This is a genomic window from Streptomyces sp. NPDC029014 (assembly GCF_055564695.1).
Window position 1 is genome coordinate 19,084 of sequence record NZ_JBVHVT010000046.1, and the last position, 17,370, is coordinate 36,453.

Here is a 17,370-nt window from a genome sequence, read left to right on the forward strand (position 1 = left end):
GGCAATGGCCAGACACCACTACCGGTGCCCCCTGCGCTGGGCGGACATGGATGCCTTCGGGCACGTCAACAACGTCGTCTTCCTCCGCTACCTGGAAGAGGCGCGGATCGACTTCATGTTCCGCCTCGCGCCGGGCGAGGGCAGTGACTCGTTCACGGGCGGCTCCGTCGTCGCCCGCCACGAGATCGACTACAAGCTGCCCCTCGTCCACCGCCACGAGCCGGTGCTCATCGAGTCCTGGGTGACCCGGATCGGCGCCGCGTCCCTGACCATCCGCTACGAGGTCAAGGACGAGGCGACCGAGGACCGTCCCGAGACGGTGTACGTGCGCGCCGAGACCGTCGTCGTGCCGTACAACCTCGCCGAGGGGCGGCCCCGCCGCATCAGCGAGGAGGAGCGCCGCTTCCTCGAGGAGTACCTCGACGAGCCCGCGCCCAAGGCGTCGTCCGCCAAGCGTTCCGAAGGGCGCCTGGCGGCATGACCGGACAGCTGCGCTTCGCCGACCCCGGGGAGGCGGCCGACCTGGCCGCCTTCCTGGGCCGGCTGGTGCACTACGACCGCGCCGCCGCGGTCCGCCTCCAGGCGGGCGGCGGCGCGCTGGCCGTCTTCGGACGGCCGCCGTCGTTCGATGTCCTGGCCATCCGCACGGTGCGGCTCGCCGTCCCCGTCGCGACCTCGCTGGACGTCACCGTCTCCGCCGGTGAGCTGCTGGAATCCGTGGACGAGGACACCGCGGGCGCGGTCGTGCCCGCGGCCGTGACCGGACCGCCCTGGGCCGGGGTCCTCCCGCCCCGCGGCGGCTGGCGGCAGGTGGCCGGGCTGCCCGGCCCGGAGGCGATGCGGGCCGCCGTGGCCGGCGCCGTCTCCGAATTCCGGGCCCGTGACGAGGCCCTGCCCCCGCAGCACCGCACCCGGTCCGAGCGGGACCGGATCGGGCGTGACATCTGGTCCCGGACGCTCGGCGACACCGAGCTCCCCCTGCGCGCCGTGCACGCCGCGCAGTCCCTCGGCTTCCTGCGGCCCGTCCGTTCCGCCGTCGCGGCCGGGCCCGCCGCGGCGGCCGGCCCGGCGCCCACGGCAGCCACCGACCCGGTGGCGCTTCTCGCGTCCGGCGGCTGGCTGCGCCTGCGCACCCCGTACGGCTCGGTCGCCCTGCGCCGCCCCGGCGGCCTCGGCGGGCTGGGCGCGTTCCAGGTCCGTCCGGTCTGAGACGGCCGACCGCCCGCCCCGACGGGTGCGGGGCGGGCGGCCGGGTCGGGCCCTGGCGGTACGTCCGTCCGGTCAGGACGGCGGGTTGAAGTTGAACGTGAAGTTCGGGGCCGTCACCGTGAACTCCAGCATGTGGATCGTCCGGCAGGTCGAGTCCGAGACGTTCGAGCACCACTCGAAGACCCGGGACGGGACCGACTCCTGGTACTTGTCCCGCCACTCGACTCCGTCCTGGGAGTACGCGTAGCAGTACCAGATCGGGTTCACGGCGCGGGCGTCACCGCTGTAGACGACGACGGTCTGCTGGGGCGCGATCTTCCACCACCCCTCCTTGAACCAGTTGCTGCTGGCGGAGCAGTTGGGCTGGTAGCGCTCGACCATCGCCCAGACTTCGCGCTCGTAGTTGTTCTTGAACCTCAGCGCCATGGTCGGCCTCCTACTCCCCGCCGGGCTGCCTGCGGGCAGCCGGGCTTCCGTCGGACCGGGTCAGTTCGCCTGCCGGACTGCCGTTGTCCGTCCGGCCGGGGGGAGCGCCGGACCGGCCCGCTGTGAGAGCACTCTCCAGCGCTGCTTCGTCCGCGTCGGTCTTCGGAGTCACGGATTCGTCCGTCTCCTGGGTCATGGGACCTCCCATCTCTGTCGGTCGGGTCCGACGGAGAGGTTCCCGGGAGCGGGCGCCGCGTATCAGGAGCCGCGGGCCAGTGCCCCGTACGGCCCGGTGCGGGCGCTCGTACGAGGGCTGTTGTACGGCCGCTTGTACGGGCGCGTGCACAGCGGTGCGCCGGCCCGGTGGCACCGGCGCGGGCGCCGGCGCGGGGGAGCGGAGGGGACGAGAGGAGAAGGGGGACGGGGGAGAGGGGCCGGGGAGAGGGGCCGGGAGGACAGGGGAGCGGAGGTCGGCTAGTCGCCGGTGTTGATCATCGAGGCTGCGGCGTACGTCAGGTAGCGCCACAGCTGTGCCTCCAGCTCGGGCGCCAGGCTCAGCTCGTCGACGGCCTCGCGCATGTGGCGCAGCCAGGCGTCGTGCGCGGCCCGGTCCACCTGGAAGGGGGCGTGCCGCATCCGCAGCCGGGGGTGGCCCCGGTTCTCGCTGTACGTGGTGGGGCCGCCCCAGTACTGCATCAGGAACTGAGCGAACCGCTCCTCGGCCGGCCCGAGGTCCTCCTCCGGGTACATCGGCCGCAGCACCGGGTCCTGCGCCACTCCCTCGTAGAAGCGCCGGACCAGACGGCGGAACGTCTCCTCGCCACCCACCTGCTCGTAGAAGGTCTGCTCCTGAAGCGTGTCCCGCGGAATCTCATTCACCCGACCATCGTCTCAGACACCCGGACGGAGGACGGAGGTCTTAGGACCCCGGGTGGGCCCGCGGGACCGGGCGGCGGCCATGCGGCGGACCACGGTTCGCCTCGGGCGGGCGGCCGCAGGACAGTGGAGCCATGGGCGCACATTCCCCGCGGTCCGAGCGGTCCGCGCAGGCCGCGCACACCGGGGCGCGGGACCTGCGGGCCACCGCGCACGCCGCCCAGGTGCGCGAGCTGACCGCGGCCGGGGTGCTGGAGGATCCCGCCTGGCGGGCGGCGTTCGCGGCGGTGCCCCGGCACGTCTTCGTCCCCTGGTTCTTCATCGGCCGGGGGGCCGGGCACGAGCGGCTGTGGGGCGAGGACCCGGACCCGGCCCACCGGGCCCGCTGGCTGCGCGGGGTCTACACGGACGCACCGCTCGCGACCCGGCTGCGCGACGGCGAGCTGGTCTCCTCCAGCAGCCAGCCGTCCCTGATGGCGAAGATGCTCGACGCGTTGGACGTGCGCGACGGCGACGACGTACTGGAGATCGGCACGGGCACCGGCTACAACGCGGCCCTGCTCTGCCACCGCCTCGGCGACGACCACGTCACCACCGTCGACCTCGACGAGGAGATCACCGAGTCCGCCCGGTCCCACCTGGCCCGGCTCGGCTACCGGCCGACCGTGGTCACCGGCGACGGGGCGCGCGGCTGCCCCGCCCGGGAGCCGTTCGACCGGATCCTGGTGACCTGCACGCTGCCGACGATCCCGCACGCCTGGCTCGGCCAGTGCCGGCCGGGGGCCCGGATCCTCGCCCCGCTGTCGACCGGCCTGATCGCGCTGCGCGTCCGCGACGCCGACTTCGCGGAGGGCCGCTTCCTGCACACCGCTGCCTACTTCGTGCCGCTGCGCGGGGCCACGGCGGCCGCGGCGGAGCCCGGGACGGGGGCGAGGGGGAGGGGGAGGGCTGGGGCGGACGGGGGCGCGGGGGCGTGGACCGCGCACGGGCTCCCGTACGAACTGGTCGACAACGAGCGGTTCCAGTTCATGCTGATGCTGACCGCCGGCGCCCTGCACCCCCGCGAGGCCCTGGACCTGTGGCGCGGCGAGGGCCGGCCGGCCCGGGAGCGGTTCGGGGTGACGGTCAGCGCCGAGGGGCAGTGGTCGTGGCTCGACGACCCCCAGGGGCCGTACGTGTGGCCCCTGGGGGAGACGGACGGGCCCGGTGCGGCCGAAGGGGTCAGCCCCGGCGGATGGTGATCGTGGTCCAGGCGCCGACGTGGACGCGGTCGCCGTCGGAGAGCGGCACCGGCACGTAGGGCTGGATCGGGTCCTCGCCGCCGTTGATGGTGGTGCCGTTGGTGGAGTTCTGGTCCACCACGGCCCAGCTCAGGTCGGGCTGCTGGACGAGCACCGCGTGCTGGTGGGAGACGCCCGGGTCCTCCGGCGGGACGGACAGGTCGATGTCGGGGGACTCGCCCGTGGAGGCGCGGCGGCGGCCGATGGTGATCTGGCCGCCGGTCAGCGGAAGGTGCTGCTCCGGGGAGTAGGCGGGCAGGCTGAGGCTCGCCGCTTCGGGGCCGCTGCGCTGCATCATCGCGAGGAAGTAGGAGCGGTCGGGGCCGATCGTCGCGGTCCAGGAGCCGTTGTTCTGCGCCGGGAAGGGCTGCGATGCGTGCGACTGGTGGGCCGCCTGCGCCGCCTGCGAGTGGTGCGCCTGCGCCTGCGACGCGTGGTGCTGCTGCGGCTGCTGGTACCCGTGGTGCTGCTGCTGGTACTCCGGCTGCCGGTACTGCTGCTGTTGCGGGGCCTGCTGCGACTCGTGCGAGGGCGGCTGGAGCAGCCAGTCGTCCTCCCGCTGCAGCGGCTCGGCGGGCCGGTTCACCCGGGACGGCCGCGAGCCCTGGTAGTCGAAGGCGTCCTGCGGGAAGGGCGACGGCGCAGGGGCCGGCGGCGGCGGTGGCGGCGGCACGGTGGCGCCCCCGGCCTCCTGTCCGAGCGGGGAGTACGAGGTCGCCGACCGGGTCAGGAAGTTGTACCGGCACTCCTCGCAGAAGGGCGCCATGGCCTCGCGCGGCGTCCGGCACTGCGGGCAGAGCTCGGCCTGGGCCGTCGGTTCGCCGGTGGTGGGAGGGTAGCCGTAGCCGTAGGAGGGCGCGGCGGTGGCGGCCGGTGCCCCCTGGGCGGCAGACATGCGGTGGCCGCAGACCTCGCACCAGTCGTCGGAGGCGGACTGGTGCCCGTTCGGGCAGGTCGGCATGGCGGCTCTTCCCCCTTCGGCCCGCGCCACTGCGTCAGGCCTTCTCAGATCTTCTGCTTCTTCAGATCTTCTTCACTCGGACGGTCTGGATCGAACGCGTTTCGAGAGTCATCTCGTCGGCATCCGCGACCTTCGCCTTCAGCCGCACAGTACCCGCCGCGGCGTCGACCACATCCACCACCTTCGCCAGCAGTTTGGCCGTGTCCGCGTTCCCGGAAACGCTCGCCAGCTGTACTGCTCGCCCCAGCTTGGCCGTGGCACCGCCGACATCGCCCAGTTTGCGTGCTTGGAGGCCCTGTTGAATAGCCTGCGCCAGCTCCGCCTGTCCCGTGTAGTGGGCGACCTGCGGGTTGATGGCGGTGGAGGCGGCCGCATCGGAGGTCCACACCGCCCGGACCAACCCCTGGTCGAGCACGGTCGGCTGCCCGCCCGGCGGTCCGGGCAGCACCATCGAGGCACGGGCCGCGAGCATCTCCTGCCCCACCGCCGCCGGGGGCACGTGCACGCAGACGTGGTACTCGCGGCTCTCGTCGCCCCAGGAGCCGGTCGGGTAGTCCCCGGCGCGCGGGCCGGCCGCGGTGCGGCGGCCGGTGAGGTCCTGGACCGCCGGGGCGACCTGCTTGACGTACTGGATCTCCGCGCCGACCGGCGTCCACAGCCGCAGCGCGACGTCCGCGACCCCCTTGCCCATGACCTTCTCCATCATGTGCGTGAAGTCCTCGGTGAGGTGCGCCGGATCGGCGACGATGTCGGCGGTCCCGAGCAGCGCGCCCGCGATGCCCGTGACCTCCCCGACCTCCCAGTCCGTGCCCACCCCGCGGGCGTCGCAGGTGAAGCGGCCCGCGCAGGCGTCGAGGGTGGCGCGCAGCACGGCCGGGTCCTCGTGCTCGTTGCGGCCGTCGGTCAGCAGGATGCCGTGCCGTATCGGGGCGGTGGAGCCGCGCAGCAGGCCGTCGGCGAGGCGCAGCCAGGTGCCGATGGCGGTGCCGCCGCCCGCTTCGAGGCCGTGCAGGGCCTCCTTGGCCTCCGCGCGGGTGGCCGGGGCCGCGACGGCGAGGCGGCCCCGGCCGGGGTAGACCTCCCTGGCCACGTGCGTGCCGGCGATGACGGCGAACGAGGTGCCGTCGCGCAGGGTGTCGATCGCGGCGGCGGTGGCCTCGCGGGCCCCGCGCATCTTCTCCGGCGGGTACTCCATGGACCCCGAGCAGTCGACCATGATCACGACGGCTGCCGGGCCGCGGGCGACCGCCGCACGGGTGGCGGTGGCGCCGCCGGTGGAGGTCACCGTGACGATGGCGTGGACCTCGCGCCCGCCCTCGGGGAGGAACTCGTTCTGGTACACCTCCACGCTGAAGCGCGGGGCGCTCGGCTTGGCGAAGTTCGCCATCGGGGGGACTCCTAGAGCAGGGGTGTCGGGGAACGGGGCGGCTCCGGACCGGTCGGGTCCGGGCCGGCCCGGCTGACCCGGCGGGTCCGGTCAGATCCGGCAGGTCCGGTCTGATCCGGCGGGTCCGGTCGGGTCCGGCAGGTCGGTCAGGCCTGCGGGCGGGCCGCCTGCGCTTCCGCTTCGGGTTCCGCTTCGGTGCGTGCGTCGGTGTCCGCGCCCAGGGCCGGGGCCGTGCGGCCGGTGCCGTCCTGGGCGGCCTCCGGCTCGCCGCCGGGCGGCGTCGCGAACGGCACCACGGCCACGGTCACGTTGTCGTGGCCGCCGCCGTCGAGGGCATGGCCCACCAGGACCTGCGCGCTGTGCAGCGGCCGGAGCGCGGCGTCGCCGGGCAGGACCCGGGCCATCTCCAGCGCCGACTCGGCGTAGTTCCACAGGCCGTCCGTGCAGACGACCACGACGCCCGGGTGGTCCGGCTTGAAGGAGGCCGTGTGCGGCTCCAGGTCGTAGGCGTCGGCCCCGAGCCAGCCGGTGATGGCGTGCGCGCGGACGTCGGCGTACGCCTCGGCCTCGCCCATCAGGCCCGCCGCGACCATCTGGGCGGCCCAGGAGTCGTCCTCGGTCAGCCGGCGCGGGAGGGCGTTGCGGTCGTCCGGCACCCAGTAGGCGCGGCTGTCGCCGACCCAGCCGACGGTCAGCAGGCCGCCGCAGACGACGGCGCCGACCAGCGTGCAGGCGGGGGCGTTCTGGGCGCCCGGGACCTCCGGGGCCAGGGCGGTCACCGCGGCCGCCGCGGCCAGGATGGCGTCGTGCATGGCCTCCTGGGGGTGGGTGCCGCGGGGAAGCGCGTCCAGCAGGGTCTCGTTGGCCGCGGCGGCCGCGGCGGCCGACGCCTCGTCGGGGCGGCTGGCCGAGGAGACGCCGTCGCAGACGATGGCCACGGTGGCGGTGGAGCCGTCGGGCAGGGCGGTGGCCGCCACCGCGAACGAGTCCTCGTTGCGGTGGTGGCGCAGCCCGCGGTCGCTGACGGCGGCCACACTGCCGAGCGCCTCCTCGACGTGGTCGCGCTCCCGGGGCTGGGCGTGCCCGCAGTGCTCGCAGTACCCGTCGGTGTCGACCCGCCCGGCCCGGCAGGCCACGCACGTCTTCCCACCGGCCCCCTGCGGGGCGCCCGCGCCGTACGGGGACTCGTACGCGGCGGGGCCGGAGCCGTGCGGAGGCTCGCCGCTCGCCGGGGGGACGTCGGCCCCATGGGGGGAGCTCGGGCCGTACGGGGCGTCGTACACGACGGGGCCGTTTCCATGGGGGGGCGCGGCCGCCGCAGCGGGCGCGCCGTACGGGTTCTCCTGGCCGGGCGCCGGACCGGCGTACTCGGGCTCCGGCGTCGTCGGGGCCGCCGCGTACGGGTCTTCGTGCCCGCCGGGGGTGGCCGGCTGCCGCGGCTCGTGGCCGGCCGCGGCGGATCCGGCGTACCGGCCGTCCCGGCCGGCGGGTCGACCGCCGTACGGGGACTCCTCCGCATCCCAGGACGGCGCACCGCCGCCGGGCCGGTCGTGGCGGGTCTCGACGCCGAACACCGCGCCCTGCGCGGGCCGCCCCGCCGGAGCGGACCAGGCGGCCGGGGCCGCGGGCCCGCTCCCCCCGGGCTCGGGGCTCGCGAGCGGATACCCGTCGGCCGGGAGGCCGGGTGCCGCGGCAGGAGCCGGCACCTCCGCGGCCGACCCGGACGTTCCGGAAGCTCCGGACGGGGCGGGAGCCGGCATCGCGGCGGGCGCCGCGGCAGGTCCGGCCGCGGGGGGCGGGACCGGGGCCTGGGCCGGGTGCCACTGGCCTGCGACGGCTCCGGCAGAACCGGCGGGCGGCGCCGGCGCCGGGAGCGCGAGCGTCGGCTGGTCCGGGGGAAGGGGGGGCGGGAACGCGCTGACGGGGGAGCCGCAGACACCGCAGAAACGGTCCCCCTCCTCCAGGGGCTCCGCGCAGCTGGGGCAGCCAGACAGCCGATGCATCGACATCAATCACACCCACGTCCGGGGGCGGAGGCGGTTGGCCCGCTCCACCAGTTCGATCCTGTCCTCGCCCCGCTGCGCCAGCCGCGCGAGAACGCGGTACGAGCGCTCCAGGCCGAAGCGCAGGCCCTGCTCGTCCAGTTGACTGCCGAGCAGCGTGGTACGGCCGGGGTCACTGCCCCGACTACCCGACAGTACCCAGTCCAGGGCCGAGCCCAGAACCTCCGTCGACAGCCTTTCGTGGCGGACCGCGTCGAGGCCGAGCCGCTCAAGTGCCTCCACCTGCACGGCAGCTGCCGTCAGGTCAGGCAGCAGGGCCTCTTGGGGAGAACGGTCGCGCAGACGTGCCCGTACCGCTGCCACCCGTGCGGCCGTGTAGTGGATGGACGACTCCGGCACGGACTCCAGCGTGCGCACCGCCGCGGTCCGGTCGCCGGCGGCCAGTTGGACCCGGGCCAGGCCGAAGGCCGCGCTCACGAACCCCGGGTCGGTGATCCACACGAGCCGGTAGTACTCGGCGGCGTTGTCCAGCTGCCCCAGGACCTCGGCGCACAGGCCGAGCGCCAGCTTCGGCGCGGGTTCGCCGGGGAAGGCGTCGTAGATCGCGTCGAAGGACAGGGCGGCGATCGCGTCGTCACCGGCGGCGAGCGAGGCGATGCCGCGGGCCCACACCACCCGCCAGTCCTCCGGGTGGCGGGCCTCCAGGTCCGTCAGGACGGTTCCCGCCGCGTCCAGTTCGCCCAGCTCCAGGTGCGACCGAAGCTCCCGAAGCCGTAGTTCGGCCGAGTCGGCGGGTGCCGCGCCCAGGGCGGTCAGCAGGTCGGCCGGCGCGGACGCGAGCAGCCCGGCCAGGAACCCGGCGTTGGGGTCCCCAGGGTCGACCAGCGGCACCGGCAGGGCCAGCGCCGTGTCGCGGGCGTCGAGCGGCGCCAGCCGCGTGCGCACCGGCGGCTCCGGCTCCGGGGCCGGAGCGGGGGCAGGGGCCGGGGCCGGCCGAGGAGCGGGCACGGACGCGGCGGCTCCGCCCCGGCGGTGCCGGCGGGTGGCCGCGGAGCCCAGCGGCGCGGCGGCACCGGCGGATCCGGTGCCGGCGGGAGTCCCCGTGAGCACCACGGCAGCGGCAGCGGCGGCCTCCGCCACCGCCGGGGCGGCTGCGGAGCCGGAGCCGGACCCAGTGCCGGCGCCGCGACCGGCCCGGCCCGCTCGACCCGCTCTGCCGAGCAGTGCGGACCAGCCGGTTCCGGCGGCCCCCCGCCCCGCCGCCTCCCGGACGCCCAGCCGGGACACCTCCGCCGCGGCCGGGTCCGCGAACAGCCGGGTGTCCGGGACCCGGGTCTCGGGCCCGAACAGCGTGGACAGCTGCGGCCGCGGCGAGCCCGTCTGGAGGGCGACGACCTCGCGGAGCACGCCCGTCAGCTGGTCCGCCATCTCCTGTGCGGAGGAGAACCGCCGGTCCGGGTCCGGGTCGGTGGCCCGTACCAGCAGCCGGTAGAAGGACTCGTAGCGCTGGAACACCTCGATGTGCTCGGGGTCCGGCAGCGAGTCCGCGAAGACGGTCGTGTAGCCCTGGAAGTCGAAGGTGAGGACGGCCAGCGTGCGCGCCACCGTGTACAGGTCGGAGGCGACGGACGGGCCCAGCTCGGCCACCTCCGGCGCCTGGTAGCCGACCGTGCCGTAGATGGCCGACTGGTCGTCGTCCATGCGGCGGACCGCGCCCATGTCGATCAGCTTCAGCTGGTCCTGCTGCTGGATCGCGTTGTCGACCTTGAAGTCGCAGTACAGGAGGTTGCGGCTGTGCAGGTGCCCGAGGGCCTCCAGCGCCTCGATGCCGTACGCGCAGGCCTGCTCGACCGGCAGCGGGTCGCGGCGGCCGTCGGGCCGGCGCCGCTCGTTCGCGATCTCCTTCAGGGACTTGCCGCCGACGTACTCCATGACGATGTACCCGTCCAGCGAACCGGTCCGCTGGTCCAGGTGCTCCACGAAGTTGTAGATCCGCACGATGTTGGAGTGCTCGATCTCGGCGAGGAAGCGCCGCTCCGATATGGCGGCGGCCATCGCGTCCTGGTCCCCGGTGTCCAGCAGGCCCTTGAGGACCACCCACCGGTCGGCGACGGCCCGGTCCACAGCCAGGTACACCCAGCCGAGGCCGCCGTGCGCGAGGCAGCCCGCGACCTCGTACTGGCCGTGCACCACGTCCCCCCGCCGGAGCTTGGGGACGAAGGAGTACGGGTGCCCGCACTTGGTGCAGAACCCCTCGGTCCGGCCGGGCCGGTCCCCGCGGGCCCGCCCCACGGGAGCCCCGCAGTCCGAGCGCGAGCAGAACCGCTTGCGCTCCGGCACCTCCGGATTCTCCAGCACTGCCGTCGACGGGTCCGGGCGCGGCACCTCCGGTACGTTCACCAGCCCGGCCCCGAGCCTGCTGCGGCCCGAGGAGCCGGCCGACGAGCCCGAACTGCGCACCGACACCGAGCGGGTGGACGCGACACACGGCAGCCGGCCCGACACCGAGCGCCGCGAGGACGAGGAACGCGACGACCGCGACGAGCGGGAGGAGCGCCCGGACCCCGAGGAGCGGGAGGAGCGCGCCGAGGACGAGTTCGGCGCGGACCCCGGCCGGCCCGAGCCCTGCGAGCCCCGCGGGTCGGCGTGGCGCGCCGGGCTCGTCATCCCCGTCGGCGGCGACACCAGGTCCTCCGCGCCCGCCGTGACGGCACCGACGGGCGCCAGCCCGCAGGTGTCGCAGTACAGCCCGCCGCCGCCCATGTCCTCGTACGACCCCGGGCATCCGGGGCGCCCGCACGCGGTTCCGGCCAGGCTCATGCGTCCTCCTCATCCGGCCCGGCGGGCCGGTCCTGCTGCGGTGCCAGTGATTCCGCGGCCGCCTGCTGGTAGCGCAGCACGGCCTGTTCGGCGGCCCGCAGGTCGCACGGGGCACTCCACAGCATCCGTCGGGCCGTGTCGTACCGCTCGATCAGCAGCGGGTCCTCGGCCAGACCGAGCCGGGCCACCTTCGCCCGGTACGCGTCCAGCCGCCCGCGCAGCTCGGCCCGTACCGCCAGCGGTGCCGTCACCGCGGTCAACGAGTCGCGGGCCCGCTGCAGTTCCTCCTCGGCCCGCTCCTCCAGCGCGTCCAGCAGCGGCGAGAGCCGGTGCCAGCGGGCGTTGCGCCGGTGGTCGGAGGCGAGCGCCAGCTGCTCCTGGAGCGCGGTCGGCGGCCCGCCCACCACCGGGACCTCCGACGCCGCGATCTTCGCGAGGACCTCGGTCCGGGCCGTGCGGGCTTCCGCGAGGGTGCGGTCGGCCCGCGAGAGCACGTCCCGCAGGCTGATCAGCCGCTGCTCGGCGTCCTGCCGGACGGACAGCACCGCCTCGATCTCCCGGCGTACGTCCTCCAGCGCGAGCGCGGCCCGGTCGTAGCGGGTGGTGTCCGGGCGGCCGCCGCCGGGCGCGGAGCTGCCCGCCGCCGGCTGCCAGAACGCCAGCGGGTCGGCGATGACGAGGGCGCGGAGCCCGGTCAGCTCGGCGGTGATGGCCTCCAGGTCGTCGCCCGAGGGGTGTTCGCCCGGGCGGACCCCCACCGAGTGGGCGAGGGAGCGGGTGCGGCGCAGCTCCGCGGAGAGCAGGTCGATCCGGGCGGGCAGCGCCGACCACACCGCGTCGGCGGCCACCACCACGTCCAGCGAGCGCGCGTACAGCTCGTTCATCCGGGCCACCAGCTCGGCGAGCGAGAGCCGTTCCGCCATTGCCGCGCCCTCCGCCGCGGCCCCGGCGATCAGCACGCCGGGCCCGCGCAGCCGCTCGGTCAGCTCGACCAGCTCCTCGCGGGCGGGCCAGCGGCGCCGCTCCCGGATCGCGCGGGCGGCGTGCAGCGCCCCGCTGTAGGCGTCGAAGTACGTCCACAGCCGGGTGATCGCGGCGTCCGCGGCCGCCCACCGCTCCTTGGTGACCCCCGTCAGGTCGGCGCCCTCCAGCAGCCGGCGCCCGGCATGGTCCTGGAGGGCGAGCAGCGAGGTCTCCACGGCCTCGTGCTCCGCGCCGAGCCGGGCCAGGGCGCGGTCGACGTCGTCCCGGTTCATCACGGCCGAACCAGTCTCCACCTGACCTGCCTCCGCGTTCCAGCCGTCGGGTTTCCCGTGTGCCACCGGCCTCAGTCCCGGTACTTGGGCGCGGGCGGCCCGGCCACACCGGGCAGCACGGGCTTGAGGTGGGTGGTGTAGGCCTGCATCCAGGGGCTGCCGTCACCGCCGGCGCGGTAGCCCTCCAGCACCTTGTTGACCCGCCGCACCAGGTCGGTGGCCTCCTTGTTCATGGCCACCCCGTAGAACTCCTTGGTGAACGGGGAGCCGACCAGCCGCACCGACGGGTCCTGCGCGGCCTGGCCGGCCGCCAGCGCGTTGTCGGTGATGATGCCGTCCACCTCGCCCAGCTGGAGCCGGACCAGGCAGTCCAGCTGGTTGGGCACGATGACCGGCACCGAACCGTAGGACTGGCCCTTCAGGGCGGCCTCGGCGGTGGAGCCCGCGGCCGTGCAGATCCTGCGGCCCTTCAGCGAGGTGTTGTATCCGGTGATCGGCGAGCCCTTGGGGGCCAGCACCTGCTGCCCGGCCTCGAAGTAGGCGGTCGAGAAGGCGACGTCCTCCAGCCGCTTGCAGTTGATGGTCATGGTGCGGACCACGACGTCGACGCGGCCGTCCTGCAGCGCGGGGATGCGCTGGCTGGTGGGGATGGCCCGGTAGATGACGGCGTCCTCGTCGCCCAGGATGTCCTTGGCGATGGCCTTGACCAGGGCGATGTCGAAGCCGTCGAGACGGCCGTCGACCGGGTTGCGGTACCCCCACTTGAAGCTGTTCTGGTCGACGCCCGCGACGAGCTTGCCCGCCTTGCGGATCCGCTCGATCGTGGGCCCGTCCCCACCGGACGGGCGGAGGCTGGCCTCCGGGTCCGGGCAGGTGTCGGTGAGCGTCCAGGGCGTCTGCGGGGCGGCCGGCACCGCGTCCGGCAGCGGGTGGACCACGGCCGGGCGGCCGCCGTCCGGGGAGGCCTGGGCCAGCGGCAGCAGTACGGTCGCCGCCGTCACCGCGCAGGCGGCGGCCATCGCGCTGACGCCGCCCCAGCCGCGCAGCCGGCGCGCCAGACGGCGCACCCCGGACGTGCGGGCACGCCCGGCGGCCGGGCCGCCGCCGGCTCCGGCAGCGCCCCGCCCGTCCCCGCTTCCGTCCCCGCCCACGCGTATCCGCATCGCTGTCACCTGTACTCCGAAAGCCGGCGCCCTATGCCGAGCAGGGCCGCGCTGGCGCCGACGACGGCCAGGGCCGCCGAACCCGCCATCAGACCGCCCAGCGCGCCGAGGCCGTCCCGGGCCGCCAGGCTGAACTCCTGCTGTTCGTGGGTGAGGGCCCGCTCCAGGGAGGCGTCCACCCGGTCGAACGAGGCCCCGCTGCTGTCCTTGTGGTCCTTGTCCCCGATGACCTGGGGCAGCGCGTCCTGGTAGTCGCCCCGCAGGTCCGTCTCCCGCGCGGCCGCGTGCCGCTGCTTCCACTGCCGGACGGCGTCCGTCGCGGCCGTGACCGGCTCCCGGCCCGGGGCGTCGTCGGCGAGCCGCAGGGCCTTCGCCAGACCGGCGTCCAGGTCCTTCATGTCGGCCGCGAAGTCCACGTCGTACTTGTCGGACTTCTTGTCCTCGGCCAGGACGGCGCCCCGAGCGATCAGCGTCAGGTTCTCGTTCGCGCGGGCCTGGAGCGCCGCGATCCGCGCGTCGTTGAGCACCTTCAGGGACTCCTGGCCGTCCGTGCGCGCCTCGGTCAGCGCCGACCGCGCCAGCCCGTGCCCCACGACCAGCCACAGCAGCACCACCAGCGAGGCGGCGGTCGCCGCGACGAGGCCGTGGTTGAAGACCCGGTTCGTACGCCGGTAGGTGCGGTGCTGCGCCCACACCAGCGCGGCCAGCGCGAGCAGCCCGGTGCCCAGCGAGGCCAGCGGCAGCGCCCGGGCCTCGTCGTGGTCCCGGTGGAGCCGGCCCGTCTCCGCCTCGTACAGCCGCTGCGCGGCGGGCAGGAGCTGGGTGCTCATCTGCTCGTTGGCGTGGCGCAGGTAGGCGCCGCCGAGCGGCAGCCCCTGCTTGTTGGTGGCCCGCGCCTGCTCTATGAGCCCGGTGTAGCGGGGCAGCTGCTCGCCGAGCAGGGCGATCTGCTTGCGGGAGTCCTCGTCCGCCGTGGTGTTCGCGGCCGCGCTCACCAGCAGCCGGGAGGCGTTGGCGATGTCCTTCTCGTACCGCCCCCGGACCTCGCGCGGCTCGTCCGCCCCGGCCAGGAAGCCGCTGGACGACGCCGTGTCGGCGTCCGCCAGCGAACGGTAGATGCTCGCCGCGTCCGCGCTCAGCGGCTGGCTGCGGCCCACCACGTCCTCCGCCGCGGCGACCCGGTCGGAGACCTCCCACACCGTCACCACGCCGAACAGCAGCACCAGCGCCGCCAGTACGGCCCCGATGGTGCGCAGCCGGCCTGGCTCGGTCGTGGCGGCGGCGCGCAGCCGCTCCACGCCCTCGGCCCAGGCCGTACCGGGCCGTGCAGCGCCCTCCGGGGGTGCCGCGGGTGGTCCCGCGGCGCCGCCGGGCGCATGAGCGCGTGCTGTGATGGCCACCCTGACCTCCCCCTCGGTGCTGCCCCTTGTCCAGAAATGCTTCGCAGCAGTATGGCCGGAAGGGCGGTGGATCACAGCACCCGGTGCCCCGTCCCGCGCCTTCCGCCCCTTGCGCGCGCCCCCCTACGCGCCCCCGGCTCCCCCGCCACCCCTTCACCGTCCATACGTCTGCCCGCCCGTCACGGTTCCAGACGCGGGGCCGCCGCGGGGAGGTTCACCCGAAATGGGCACGCAGTTGCGCGTGGGCCGCGGGCGGCGCCGCCACCGCGTCCAGCCCCAGCAGGGCGGCTCCCAGCACCGGCGGGGCCGCGACCACCGACACCCGGGCCAGCGGCGCCCGCTCGGCCAGCCCCGCCCTGATCCGCCCGTCGAGCTGCGGGTGTCCGGCGGTGAGGACACCCCCGCCGAGCAGCACCGGAGCCTCCTGCGCGAGCAGGTCCAGCCGGGCCAGCGCGACCGTTGCCAGGGTGACCACCTCCTCCGCCTGCCGCTCCACGAGCGCCGAGGCCACCCGGTCGCCGGCCGCGGCCACCGCGAACAGCACCGGCACCAGCTCGTGGATCCGCCGCTGCGCGAGCTGCCCCAGGTGCAGCGCCTCGACCAGGGCGGCCATGGAGCCGAGCCCGAAGTGCCCCGGCAGCGCCGCCGCCAGGGCGGTCGGACCGCCGCGGCCGTCCTCGGCCCGCGCCGCCCACCACAGGGCCTCCCGCGCCAGGCCGCCCCCGCCGCCCCAGTCGCCGGAGATCGGGCCGACCGACGGGAACCGGGCGGTGCGCCCGTCGGGCAGCACCCCCGCGCAGTTGATGCCCGCCCCGCACACCACCGCCACCCCGCACGGCGGCTCCGCCCCCGGCAGCCCGGCCCGCAGCAGCGCGAAGGTGTCGTTGCGGACCAGGGTGGCCGCGCCCCAGCCGCGGGCCGCGATCGCGTCGGCGAGCTGCTGCTCCTCCACCGGGAAGTCGGCGCCGGCCAGGCAGGCCGAGACGAGGTCGGCGTACGGGAGCCCGACCGCCGCGGCCGGCGCGCCGGTCCGCGTGGAGGCCTGCGTGGAGGCCTGCGCGACGGCCCGTGCGACTGCCTGCGCGACGGCCTGCTCCAGTACGTCCACGGCCGCGCCGATCCCGGTGCGCTGCGGCTGGAAGCCGCCGGCCCGCCCGGTGCCGAGCACGCGGCCGTCCGCGCCGACCAGGGCCGCGTCCGTCTTGCTGTTGCCCGCGTCGAGGGCGAGGACCGCGGGCCGCTCCGCCGCGGGCGGTCGGCTCACGCCCACGGCAGGTACTCCTTGTTGTGCGCGAGGAGCCGGTCCGTCAGCCCCTCGGCCCGGTCGAACTGGCCGACCAGCGGGTGCGCGAGCAGCGCCCGGAACACCCGCTCCCGGCCCCCGCGCAGGGCCGCGTCCAGTGCCAGGTCCTCGTACGCCGTGACGTGCCCGATCAGTCCGGCGTACAGCGGGTCCAGCCGGGGCACGGCCAGCGGCACCGGCCCGGACCGGTCGACGCGGGCCGGGACCTCGACCACCGCGTCGTCCGGCAGGAAGGGCAGCGTCCCGTTGTTGGGCGTGTTGACCACCTGCACGGAGGCCGCCCCCGCGGCGCCGCCGCCGGCTCCGTCGCCGAGCAGCACCGCCGCCAGGTCCACGGCCGCCTCCGAGTAGAAGGCCCCGCCGCGCCGGGCCAGCAGGGCCGGCTTCTCGTCCAGCGCCGGGTCCGCGTACAGGGCGAGCAGCTCCCGCTCCATGGCGGCCACCTCGGCGGCCCGCGACGGCTTCTCGCCCAGCTCCCGCACCACCTCGTCGTGCGCGTAGAAGTAGCGCAGGTAGTACGAGGGCACCGCGCCGAGCCGGTCCAGCACCGCGTGCGGCAGCCGCAGCTCGGCGGCCACGGTCTCCCCGTGGGCGGCGAGCAGCTCCGGGAGCAGGTCCTCGCCGGCCGGGCCGCCCCGGCGCACGCCCAGCTCCCACGTGAGGTGGTTGAGGCCGACGTGGTCCAGGTGGAGCTCGCCCGGGGCCAGGCCCAGCAGGGCCGCGAACTTCCGCTGCAGCCCGATGGCCACGTTGCACAACCCGACCGCCTTGTGCCCGGCCCGCAGCAGGGCCCGGGTGACGATCCCGACCGGGTTGGTGAAGTCGATGATCCAGGCGGCGGGGTTGGTCCGCCGGACCCGCTCGGCGATGTCCAGGACCACCGGGACCGTGCGCAGCGCCTTGGCGAGCCCGCCGGCACCGGTGGTCTCCTGCCCGATGCAGCCGCACTCCAGCGGCCAGGTCTCGTCGCCCAGCCGGGCCGTCTGCCCGCCGACGCGCAGCTGGAGCAGGACGGCGTCGGCTCCGTCGACCCCCGCGTCGAGGTCGCCGGTGGTGGTGACCGTGGCGGGGTGGCCCTGCCGGGCGAAGATCCGCCGGGCCAGCGCCCCGACGAGTCCGAGTCGCTCGGCGGCGGGGTCGATCAGCACCAGCTCGCCGATCGGCAGGGTGTCGCGCAGCCGGGCGAACCCGTCGATCAGTTCGGGGGTGTAGGTGGAACCGCCGCCCACCACTGCGAGTTTCATGGTCACGGTCGCCAGCCTTTCGGTCGGGGGTCGGGTGACGCC

General features: G+C 75.5%; 14 protein-coding genes. 3 read left to right on the top strand and 11 right to left on the bottom strand.

The genetic code is table 11. The annotated features are described in order from the left end of the window. The first annotated feature begins 4 nt into the window (after window positions 1–4). Window positions 5–481, top strand: coding sequence for an acyl-CoA thioesterase (locus ACZ4VL_RS24465; protein ID WP_361084266.1), 477 nt, complete (start codon window positions 5–7; stop codon window positions 479–481). Next, window positions 478–1,209: a DUF8010 domain-containing protein gene (locus tag ACZ4VL_RS24470; protein ID WP_468203781.1), complete on the top strand. Its 732-nt coding sequence runs from the start codon at window positions 478–480 to the stop codon at window positions 1,207–1,209. The genes ACZ4VL_RS24465 and ACZ4VL_RS24470 overlap by 4 nt, the downstream gene beginning before the upstream one ends. Before the next feature lie 72 nt (window positions 1,210–1,281). Here ACZ4VL_RS24470 and ACZ4VL_RS24475 read toward each other — a convergent pair whose 3' ends face one another. Then, on the bottom strand, window positions 1,282–1,635 hold the full coding sequence (locus ACZ4VL_RS24475) for a DUF1036 domain-containing protein (protein WP_468203783.1): 354 nt from the start codon (window positions 1,633–1,635) through the stop codon (window positions 1,282–1,284). Between the two features lie 474 nt (window positions 1,636–2,109). After that, a complete protein-coding gene (locus ACZ4VL_RS24480; RefSeq protein ID WP_361084257.1) occupies window positions 2,110–2,514 on the bottom strand; it encodes a globin in 405 nt (134 codons plus the stop codon). Between the two features lie 131 nt (window positions 2,515–2,645). On the opposite strand from ACZ4VL_RS24480, the gene ACZ4VL_RS24485 reads away from it, so the two are divergent. After that, the gene (locus ACZ4VL_RS24485; RefSeq protein WP_468203786.1) at window positions 2,646–3,752 is read left to right on the top strand and encodes a methyltransferase domain-containing protein; all 1,107 of its coding nucleotides are present in this window, start codon (window positions 2,646–2,648) and stop codon (window positions 3,750–3,752) included. On the opposite strand, the gene ACZ4VL_RS24490 is transcribed toward ACZ4VL_RS24485, so the two are convergent. The 9 genes from ACZ4VL_RS24490 to ACZ4VL_RS24530 form a co-directional block, all read right to left on the bottom strand. Beyond that, window positions 3,733–4,752 carry an FHA domain-containing protein gene (locus ACZ4VL_RS24490; RefSeq protein ID WP_468203788.1) on the bottom strand — a complete coding sequence of 340 codons (1,020 nt, stop codon included), beginning with the start codon at window positions 4,750–4,752 and terminating at the stop codon, window positions 3,733–3,735. The genes ACZ4VL_RS24485 and ACZ4VL_RS24490 overlap by 20 nt on opposite strands. Window positions 4,753–4,813: 61 nt before the next feature. Next, window positions 4,814–6,139 (bottom strand): vWA domain-containing protein, encoded by a 1,326-nt coding sequence (locus tag ACZ4VL_RS24495; protein WP_468203790.1) that lies wholly within the window; start codon window positions 6,137–6,139, stop codon window positions 4,814–4,816. A gap of 146 nt (window positions 6,140–6,285) precedes the next feature. After that, window positions 6,286–7,845 (bottom strand): PP2C family protein-serine/threonine phosphatase, encoded by a 1,560-nt coding sequence (locus ACZ4VL_RS24500; RefSeq protein WP_468203792.1) that lies wholly within the window; start codon window positions 7,843–7,845, stop codon window positions 6,286–6,288. A gap of 306 nt (window positions 7,846–8,151) precedes the next feature. After that, window positions 8,152–10,962, bottom strand: coding sequence for a serine/threonine-protein kinase (locus tag ACZ4VL_RS24505; protein WP_468203793.1), 2,811 nt, complete (start codon window positions 10,960–10,962; stop codon window positions 8,152–8,154). Beyond that, window positions 10,959–12,218 (bottom strand): coiled-coil domain-containing protein, encoded by a 1,260-nt coding sequence (locus tag ACZ4VL_RS24510; protein ID WP_468203848.1) that lies wholly within the window; start codon window positions 12,216–12,218, stop codon window positions 10,959–10,961. Before ACZ4VL_RS24510 ends, ACZ4VL_RS24505 begins: the two co-directional genes overlap by 4 nt. Window positions 12,219–12,289: 71 nt before the next feature. Further along, a complete protein-coding gene (locus ACZ4VL_RS24515) occupies window positions 12,290–13,237 on the bottom strand; it encodes a glutamate ABC transporter substrate-binding protein (RefSeq protein WP_468203850.1) in 948 nt (315 codons plus the stop codon). Window positions 13,238–13,386: 149 nt separating this feature from the next. Beyond that, window positions 13,387–14,781, bottom strand: coding sequence for a hypothetical protein (locus tag ACZ4VL_RS24520; protein WP_468203794.1), 1,395 nt, complete (start codon window positions 14,779–14,781; stop codon window positions 13,387–13,389). Between the two features lie 214 nt (window positions 14,782–14,995). Continuing rightward, window positions 14,996–16,051 carry an N-acetylglucosamine kinase gene (locus ACZ4VL_RS24525; protein WP_468203796.1) on the bottom strand — a complete coding sequence of 352 codons (1,056 nt, stop codon included), beginning with the start codon at window positions 16,049–16,051 and terminating at the stop codon, window positions 14,996–14,998. After that, window positions 16,042–17,328 (bottom strand): 6-phospho-beta-glucosidase, encoded by a 1,287-nt coding sequence (locus tag ACZ4VL_RS24530; protein ID WP_468203852.1) that lies wholly within the window; start codon window positions 17,326–17,328, stop codon window positions 16,042–16,044. The genes ACZ4VL_RS24525 and ACZ4VL_RS24530 overlap by 10 nt, the downstream gene beginning before the upstream one ends. Window positions 17,329–17,370: the final 42 nt, after the last annotated feature.

What these genes read in the sequence shown, in the direction of transcription:
- ACZ4VL_RS24505 (WP_468203793.1), bottom strand. Translation starts at nt 10,962, where the DNA reads ATGAGCCTGGCCGGAACCGCGTGCGGGCGCCCCGGATGCCCGGGGTCG.
- ACZ4VL_RS24490 (WP_468203788.1), bottom strand. Translation starts at nt 4,752, where the DNA reads ATGCCGACCTGCCCGAACGGGCACCAGTCCGCCTCCGACGACTGGTGC.
- ACZ4VL_RS24510 (WP_468203848.1), bottom strand. Translation starts at nt 12,218, where the DNA reads ATGAACCGGGACGACGTCGACCGCGCCCTGGCCCGGCTCGGCGCGGAG.
- ACZ4VL_RS24530 (WP_468203852.1), bottom strand. Translation starts at nt 17,328, where the DNA reads ATGAAACTCGCAGTGGTGGGCGGCGGTTCCACCTACACCCCCGAACTG.
- ACZ4VL_RS24495 (WP_468203790.1), bottom strand. Translation starts at nt 6,139, where the DNA reads ATGGCGAACTTCGCCAAGCCGAGCGCCCCGCGCTTCAGCGTGGAGGTG.
- ACZ4VL_RS24470 (WP_468203781.1), top strand. Translation starts at nt 478, where the DNA reads ATGACCGGACAGCTGCGCTTCGCCGACCCCGGGGAGGCGGCCGACCTG.
- ACZ4VL_RS24515 (WP_468203850.1), bottom strand. Translation starts at nt 13,237, where the DNA reads ATGGCCGCCGCCTGCGCGGTGACGGCGGCGACCGTACTGCTGCCGCTG.
- ACZ4VL_RS24485 (WP_468203786.1), top strand. Translation starts at nt 2,646, where the DNA reads ATGGGCGCACATTCCCCGCGGTCCGAGCGGTCCGCGCAGGCCGCGCAC.
- ACZ4VL_RS24475 (WP_468203783.1), bottom strand. Translation starts at nt 1,635, where the DNA reads ATGGCGCTGAGGTTCAAGAACAACTACGAGCGCGAAGTCTGGGCGATG.
- ACZ4VL_RS24465 (WP_361084266.1), top strand. Translation starts at nt 5, where the DNA reads ATGGCCAGACACCACTACCGGTGCCCCCTGCGCTGGGCGGACATGGAT.